The sequence below is a fragment of the Rhodococcus sp. CX genome (assembly GCF_015865005.1).
GTDB lineage: Bacteria > Actinomycetota > Actinomycetes > Mycobacteriales > Mycobacteriaceae > Rhodococcus.
Genome location: NZ_JADZGH010000125.1, coordinates 8006 through 15866, shown reverse-complemented (window position 1 = coordinate 15866; position 7861 = coordinate 8006). Strand labels below are relative to the sequence as shown.

10 protein-coding genes are annotated in these 7861 nt (G+C 67.4%); 8 read left to right on the top strand and 2 right to left on the bottom strand.

Features of this window, described 5'->3' with window-relative positions:
- From I0Q12_RS13780 to I0Q12_RS13745, 8 genes are all read left to right on the top strand, one after another.
- Window positions 1-491: trimeric intracellular cation channel family protein (locus tag I0Q12_RS13780; protein WP_197252456.1), on the top strand; the 491-nt coding region annotated here is incomplete at its 5' end.
- Window positions 492-536: 45 nt separating this feature from the next.
- Window positions 537-1226: a response regulator transcription factor gene (locus I0Q12_RS13775; protein ID WP_231610610.1), complete on the top strand. Its 690-nt coding sequence runs from the start codon at window positions 537-539 to the stop codon at window positions 1224-1226.
- 52 nt (window positions 1227-1278) lie between these two features.
- Window positions 1279-2688 carry a HAMP domain-containing sensor histidine kinase gene (locus I0Q12_RS13770; RefSeq protein WP_197252454.1) on the top strand — a complete coding sequence of 470 codons (1410 nt, stop codon included), beginning with the start codon at window positions 1279-1281 and terminating at the stop codon, window positions 2686-2688.
- Between the two features lie 94 nt (window positions 2689-2782).
- Entirely contained in the window at window positions 2783-4054 is a 1272-nt protein-coding gene (locus I0Q12_RS13765; RefSeq protein ID WP_231610608.1) for a S1C family serine protease, read from the top strand.
- A gap of 68 nt (window positions 4055-4122) precedes the next feature.
- Window positions 4123-4620: a molybdenum cofactor biosynthesis protein B gene (locus I0Q12_RS13760; protein ID WP_197252453.1), complete on the top strand. Its 498-nt coding sequence runs from the start codon at window positions 4123-4125 to the stop codon at window positions 4618-4620.
- 5 nt (window positions 4621-4625) lie between these two features.
- Complete coding sequence (locus I0Q12_RS13755; protein WP_197252479.1) at window positions 4626-4853, top strand: hypothetical protein; 228 nt, start codon at window positions 4626-4628, stop codon at window positions 4851-4853.
- Window positions 4854-5433: 580 nt separating this feature from the next.
- Window positions 5434-6186 (top strand): MspA family porin, encoded by a 753-nt coding sequence (locus tag I0Q12_RS13750; protein WP_197252452.1) that lies wholly within the window; start codon window positions 5434-5436, stop codon window positions 6184-6186.
- 54 nt (window positions 6187-6240) lie between these two features.
- Window positions 6241-6888, top strand: coding sequence for an MspA family porin (locus I0Q12_RS13745; RefSeq protein ID WP_197252451.1), 648 nt, complete (start codon window positions 6241-6243; stop codon window positions 6886-6888).
- A gap of 99 nt (window positions 6889-6987) precedes the next feature.
- Here I0Q12_RS13745 and mscL read toward each other — a convergent pair whose 3' ends face one another.
- Window positions 6988-7410 (bottom strand): large conductance mechanosensitive channel protein MscL, encoded by a 423-nt coding sequence (gene mscL / locus I0Q12_RS13740; RefSeq protein WP_197252450.1) that lies wholly within the window; start codon window positions 7408-7410, stop codon window positions 6988-6990.
- 153 nt (window positions 7411-7563) lie between these two features.
- Window positions 7564-7861, bottom strand: a 298-nt coding sequence (locus I0Q12_RS32820) for an RcpC/CpaB family pilus assembly protein (RefSeq protein ID WP_231610607.1), incomplete at its 5' end; no start/stop codon positions are given.

Sequence of the window (7861 nt, the reverse complement as noted above, 5' to 3'; positions counted from 1 at the left end):
GCGGCGGTATCGTCCGCGACCTGCTGCTCGACATCCACCCGCCGTCGTCGCTGAGCAACTGGCGGTACCTGGGATCGGCACTCGCCGCGTCGGTCCTCGTGTTCTACCTGCACACGGTGGTGTCGAAGCTGAACCGGGAGATCCTCGTGCTCGACGCGCTGGGCATGGGCCTGTTCGCGACGACCGGCGCGACCATCGCCATCGAGGCCGGAGCGCAACCCCTCGCGGCTGCGCTGATCGGCGCGACCTCCGCGATCGGCGGTGGCATCCTGCGCGACGTCCTCGTCAACGAGGTGCCGCTGCTGCTGCATCGCGACCTCTACGCGATCCCGGCGCTGCTCGGCTCCGCGGTTCTCGTCGCTGCCCGCGAGCTGGGCTTCGGACAGAACATCGCGCTGGTGCTCGGTACCGTCCTCGCGACCGGTCTGCGACTGCTCGCCCTGTGGCGCGGCTGGAGCCTGCCGCAGGCGCGGGTGCCACGCGAGGACTGACACCTCTCAGCGAGTTCTCAGCCGGTTCGGGCCACACTGGTGGGCATGCGGATTCTGGTGGTCGACGACGATCGAGCAGTGCGGGAGTCGCTGCGTCGATCCCTCAGTTTCAACGGCTACACCGTCGACCTGGCCACCGACGGGCAGGACGCCCTCGATCAGGTCATGGTGAGCCGGCCCGACGCGATGGTGCTGGACGTGATGATGCCGCGCGTCGACGGGCTCGAGGTGTGCCGTCGACTGCGCAGCACCGGCGACGACCTGCCGATCCTCGTGCTCACCGCCCGGGACTCGGTGTCCGAGCGGGTCGCCGGGCTCGACGCGGGCGCCGACGACTACCTGCCGAAACCGTTCGCGCTCGAGGAACTGCTCGCGCGACTGCGCGCGCTGCTGCGGCGTGCGGGGCCCGACCCGAGCCGCACCACCGAGGAGACGCTGAGCTTCGAGGACCTGACGCTGAACCCGGAGACCCGCGAGGTCACCCGCGGCAACCGATCGATCAGCCTGACCCGTACCGAGTTCGCCCTGATGGAGATGCTCATGGCGAACCCGCGCCGGGTCCTCACCCGCAGCCGCATCCTCGAGGAGGTGTGGGGCTACGACTTCCCGACCTCCGGCAACGCCCTCGAGGTGTACGTCGGGTATCTGCGTCGCAAGACGGAGGCCGAGGGTGAGCCGCGTCTGATCCACACGGTTCGCGGGGTCGGCTACGTCCTGCGCGAGACGCCGCCGTGATCGGGCGCGAGGCCACCGCGATCTGCGACGGGCGGTCGCGGTGAAGCGACCCATGCGCCCTCCGATGCTGCTGACCAGCTCGGTGCCCCTGCGTGTCCGGGTGACGCTGCTGGCCGCGGGCGCGGTCGCGCTCGCGGTGGCCGTGACGTCCATCGCCGCGTACGCGGTCGTCGCGCGGGCGTTGTATTCGGACGTGGACCAGCAGTTGCGGGCGCGTGCGTCCGCCCTCGTCGAGTCCAGCACCCTCATCACCTACGACCCCCGCTACATCGGCGGCGCCAAGCTCTACAGCTCCGTCATCAGCGTCGCGCTCATCTATCCGGATCTCGGCCGGTACGTGCCGCCGGGTTCGACGGTGCCGATCGGCGAACCCGAACTCGCGGTCGCGGAAGGCAAGGCCGAATCGTCGCTGCGGACGGTGTCGCAGCAGCGGGTGCTCGCGCAGCGCATCCCCGACGGCAGCACCGTCGTCATCGCCCAACGCCTCGAACCGACCGCGCAGATCCTCAATCGCCTGGCCAGCGTGCTGTTCGTCGTCGGCGGCTGCGGGGTCGTGCTGGCCGCCGCGGGTGGCGCGACCGTGGGCCGCACCGGCCTGAGACCGGTCGCGCGGCTCACGGCCGCCGCCGAACGCGTCGCCCGCACCGACGACCTGCGACCCATCCGGGTGACCGGTCACGACGAACTCGCCCGCCTGACGGAGAGCTTCAACACGATGTTGCGGGCGCTGGCCGAGTCCCGGGAACGGCAGAGCCGCCTCGTCGCCGACGCCGGGCACGAACTGAAGACCCCGTTGACGTCGCTGCGCACCAACATGGAACTGCTCATCGCGGCGAGCCGGCCCGGGGCGCCGCAGCTGCCGGACGAGGACATGGCCGAACTGCGTGAAGACGTGATCGCGCAGATCGAGGAACTGTCGACACTGGTCGGCGACCTGGTGGACCTGGCCCGCGAGGACGCCCCGGAGACGGTGTTCGAGCCCGTCGACATCGCCGACGTCGTCGAACGCAGCCTGGAACGGGCCCGGCGTCGCCGCACCGAGATCGACTTCACCGCGACCACCGAACCGTGGTTCGTGTACGGCGATCATGCGACGTTGTCGCGCGCCGTCCTCAACGTCCTCGACAATGCCGCGAAGTGGAGCCCGTCGGGCGCCGAGGTGCTCGTGGGGATGCGTCAGATCGGCACGGGCCTGATGGAACTGACCGTCGACGACGCAGGCCCGGGCATCCCCGAGGAGGAACGCGAGCTCGTGTTCGAACGGTTCTACCGGGCGACCACCGCGCGTTCGATGCCCGGCTCCGGGCTGGGCCTGGCGATCGTGCGACAGGTGGTGATGAAACACGGGGGCACGATCGCGGTCGACCGGTCCTCGCGCGGCGGTGCGCTGATCCGCATCGTGCTGCCGGGAACCCCCGAACTGTCGGACGAGGTTCCTGACAGCTATTCCGCAGGGGACTGACAGCAAATTCCTTTGCGTCTTCTAAGTGACTTCTCAGCGATCGGGTCCAATCTGGAATATGTAGGAATCCGGAAGTTGGACGAACGGGGACGAGATGAGCGACGACCAGAACCCTGGACAGCCGTACCAGCCGCCGACCACCCCATACCAGGGATACGGTCGGACCGAACCCTTCGGCGCGACCCCGCAGCAGGGACCGCACCAGCCGGGCACGCCACACCCCGGTACTCCGCAGTCCGGGTTCACAGCCCAGCCTCCCCATCAGACGGGGCACCAGCAGCCCGCTCGACCCGGCCGGGGTGTACTGGCCGCGGGCGCGATTGCGTTGGCCCTGCTCAGCGGCGGTGTCGGCGGGGTCGTCGGTGCGCTGGCGGTGGGCAACAACGACGCACCGGCGGTCGTCAACTCGCTCGACGCATCGAAACCGGAAACCACGACGATCGCGAACGCGCCGGCCGGATCGGTGCAGGCGGTCGCGCAGAAGGTCGTGCCCAGCGTCGTTCGGATCGGAATCGTCGGACGCACCACGCAGGGGGAGGGCTCGGGCGTGATCCTCTCGTCCGACGGGCTCATCCTCACCAACAACCACGTCGCCGCCGGGGGCGGCCCGGGCGCGCAACTGACCGTGTATTTCGCGGACGGCAGTTCCGCGCCGGCCACGGTCGTCGGTGCCGATCCCATCTCGGACCTCGCGGTCGTACGCGCCGAGGGTCGCACGGACCTGACCCCGATCGAGCTCGGCTCGTCCGACGGGCTGCAGGTCGGACAGGCCGTCGTCGCGGTGGGTTCGCCGCTCGGCCTCGAGAGCACTGTGACGTCCGGCATCGTGTCCGCCCTGGACCGGCCGGTGTCCACCAGCGGGGAGACGGGTAACCAGAACACCGTGATCGACGCCATCCAGACCGACGCCGCCATCAACCCCGGTAACTCCGGCGGTGCCCTCGTGAACATGGACGGTCAGCTGGTCGGTATCAACACGGCCATCGCCACATCCGGAGGGCAGTCCGGATCCATCGGTCTGGGCTTTGCCATCCCCATCGATCAGGCTCGCCGGATCGCGCAGGAACTCATCGACAACGGTTCGGCGACCCACGCCATCATCGGTGTGCAGGTGCCGTCGCAGGACAACGCGCGCGGCGCGACCGTCATGGAGGTCACCGCGGGTGGCCCGGCGGAGAAGGCCGGCATCCCGCGGGGCTCGATCATCACGAAGGTCGACGACCGGCTCGTCACCGACGGGGATTCACTCATCGCGGCGATCCGGTCCCATGCGCCCGGCGACACCGTCCGCATCACCTACACCGATGCCCAGGGCAAGAACGAGAAGAGCGTCGACGTGCAGCTCGTCGCCGCCGAGGAGCGCTGACGGTGTACGACAGGCCGCCGGTGACCGATACCGCTCTTCTCCTCGACTTGGGAACTACCGTGGGATCCATGGAACTCGAAGCGCCCAGGACCGGCCGTGCACTCGTCGTGATCGTCGACGATCGTGTTGCGCACGGAGACAATCCCGATTCCGCAGGCCCGCTGGTGACGGAGCTGCTGCAGGAAGGGGGCTTCGTCGTCGACGGCGTCGTGACGGTCGCGGCCGACGAGGTCGAGATCCGCAACGCGCTCAACACCGCGGTGATCGGTGGCGTCGACCTGGTGGTGTCGGTCGGCGGTACCGGGGTGTCGCCGCGCGACGTGACGCCCGACGCGACGGAGGAAGTCCTCGATCACGAGTTGAAGGGCATCAGCGAGGCGTTGCGGTCGTCGGGACTGTCGGCCGGTGCCCTCGATGCCGGGCTGTCGCGGGGGCTGGTCGGCGTGTCCGGCTCGACGCTCGTGGCGAACCTTGCCTCCTCGCGTGCCGCGATCCGCGACGGCATGGCGACCCTGACGCCGCTGGCCGCGCACGTCATCCAGGAACTGTCGCGGCTGGAGGAGTGACCGTTGTGGCCGACGAAGTAGAGGGCGCCGACACCGGTAAGAACACCACCCGGGGTGAAAAGAAGGGTGAAACCCCAGGTAGGAAGGGTCGGATCGACCGGGCTCGGCTCGCGCGCATCTTCGGAGAGGTGCTGCCGGAGACGACGCGAGACGAGCGGGAGCCGGGCGAAGAGCGGTCGGAATCCGACGAATGGCTCCGCAGACAGGTCCCTCCACACCACGGCAAAGTGTGATCTCGGACACTCGTCCATTTCCGTGTCGGGTCGGACTTCAACTCGGATTCGCCTTTGCGAAACCTTTCCGAAACATTCGCAAATGCCACATGGTGGGAATCCTGCGCGCGTACGCAAGGAATGCGATCCTGTCCGGCTGTGACGCCCGGGCTCTCCGGCCTCCTGCGGATAGGGCCCGACCAGCGTCTATGTCTGAATTGCCCTGACCGCGAAGGACCTGCGACCCGATCACCTGTCGTGACGGATGCCATACCGTGACCTGATTGTTATCGTTCACTTTCCCGAAACGTTGCCGGAATGGCCCCGCACCGCCTCCTGCCAGGGCATGTGAGGGTAGCCATTGCCCGCGTTTAGGTCACCGTCTAATCTCTGCACAGGTTCGAAAGAGTAAAGACCCGGGCATCAATTCCGGGTCTTTTATCACGAATCGGTAACACAGCTACCGTGCGGATGATGTGCGCATCGGCATCGACGGGGGATCTGCCTCGGCGGCGCTCGGTGTGACATGCCTCGCGGGCGACACGACAACTTGTCGGACGCGGGTGCTGAACCCGGCACGCAGAGAATGGATGAGGCATTCATGAAGATTCAGACGCGACGCGGCCTGAAGGCTGCCCGCAACGCCGCGGTGGCCGGTGCCGCCGTGGCTGGTCTGGTCCTCGGATCGACGGGTGTGGCCAGCGCCGACGTCGACGACCAGAACCGGATCGTGTCCGCCGGTAACGAGGTGATCGTTACCCAGAAGGACACGTTCATTCAGGGTGTGCCTCCGATCGGCGGCAGCCCGCTGAGCCGTCAGTGGTTCCACAACGGTGTCGGCGTCGCCAACATCGTCGGCCCCGACGCTGCCGACTTCGAGGACTCCACCTTCCAATTCGGCTACCAGTTCGCGTGGTCTGCCGCGATCGACGGCTCGATCGGTGTGAGCTGGAACTCGCCGGATCTCGCAGTGACCACGACCGGCAACTACGTCGCCGCCACGGAGGCCAACGGAGACCCGATCTTCATCAGGGATGGCCTCGGCAACGAGGTGCTGGACGCGAACGGCGAGCCCATCCCTGCGTACACGTACGTGCCCAAGACGCAGAAGAACGTGGTCGACAGCATCCTGCCGCAGGCGAACGCGGGTGTGGCGTTGACTGCGGCCCCGGGCATCGAGGAGCTCGTCGTTGCCGAGGGTGAATTCAACGGCGACTTCAAGGAAGTCCAGATCGCCAATGTGTCCGGTGCCGCCACCGGCGTCATCGGCCCGGTGCAGGTTCGTCCGTTCGTTCGTGTGATCACGGCGAACGGCGACAACGTCACCACCTACGGCAAGGTCTGGACCATCTAGTCCGGCATCAGCCACACCTCGCAGTACATCCCCACCACGAAATACGGAGTAATCATGGGAATCAAGTCGCGTGGCTTCAAGGCCGCCCGTAACGCCGCCGTGTCCGGTGCCGCCGTTCTCGGCCTCGTCCTGGGTGCGACCGGCACCGCGCAGGCCGCTGTCGACGACCAGAACCGCATCATCTCCGACGGCCTCGAGGTCGTCGTGACCCAGGAAGACACCAACATCACCGGTGTTCCCGCGCTCGGTGGCAGCCCGTTCAACCGTGAGTTCTTCCACAACGGTCGCGGCACCGCGAACCTGATCGGCGAGGGCGCTGCCGACGCCGAGGGCACCACGTTCCAGTTCGGCTACCAGTTCGCGTGGGCCGGCAGCATCGATGGCTCCATCGGTGTCAGCTACTCCACCCCGGGCCTCGAGGCGATCGTCGGCGCCGATGCCGACGGCCCGTACGCCGAAGCCGGCATCGACAGCATCCTGCCGCAGGCCAGCGCCGAGCTCTCCCTGAGCCCGGCTCCGGGTATCGAGGAACTCGTCGTCGCCGAGGGCGAGTTCGACGGTGATTACAAGACCGTCCAGTTCGCCAACGTCCACGGTGTGGCCTCCGGCGTCCTCGGCTCCGTCCAGGTCCGTCCGTTCGTCCGCGTGATCACCGCGAACGGCGACAACGTCACCACCTACGGCAAGGCCTGGACCGTCTAAACAACGGCAGTCCGGCAATCGCCGAACAAAGGCTGGGCCCCTCGGAATTCCGAGGGGCCCAGTCCTTTTCGTGCTCGGCCCGTTCGGATTCTGAAAGGCTTACGGCTTCGGAGCATCCTTCGCGTGCGCACCGGCGTGACCCGCCTGCGCCTCGAGAATGTCGCGGATCTGGATGAGCAGGTCCTCCGCGCTGGCCTTCTCGTCGGACTTCTCCGTCGCGAACCGCTTCTTGGCCGCATTCGCCGGAACGATGAGCACGAAGTACACGACCGCCGCGATGATGACGAAGTTGATCGCCGCGGAGATGACCGCGCCGATGTTCACGAACGTGGCCGGGTTGTTCGCAAGGATCTGGAAGCCCCAGCCCATGTCGTTGTCGCCGCCGATCGCAGCGATGAGCGGGTTGATGATGTATTCGGTGAAGGCCGTCACGATGGCCACGAACGCGGTGCCCACGACCACCGCGACGGCGAGGTCGAGGACATTGCCTCTCAGCAGGAAATCCTTGAAGCCCTTCAGCATGGTCCGCTCTCCTCGTATATGTGGTGCCGATCACATGTAGCTTCGAGGGGAACCTTAAACCAACTCCACGGTTTGCACAGCGGCTCAGTGCATCCGATTCGCGGAGCTCAGTGCATCCGGTTCGCAGGGCTCGGTGCATCCGGTTCGCACAGCTCAGTGCAACGTCACGGTCAGCGCGCTGACCAGCGACGCCGCCGCGACCGCCGTTGCCTGATCCGGCGCCAGGGCCAGCAGAACCACGCGTTCACGCTGGTCACGAGCACCTTCTGCGGAATGTGCGAGCACGACGGTCGCGCCCGTCGCCAGCACCTGCGCGTTGGGGGAGAGATCTCCGGATCCCGGCGCGACCGTCAGCACATCGACGAGGTCGCCCTCGCGCAGCAGATCGCCGACACCCGCGTCGGCCAGCCGGATCGGAACCACGCGCGCATCCGGATTCCCCGTGGCCGCA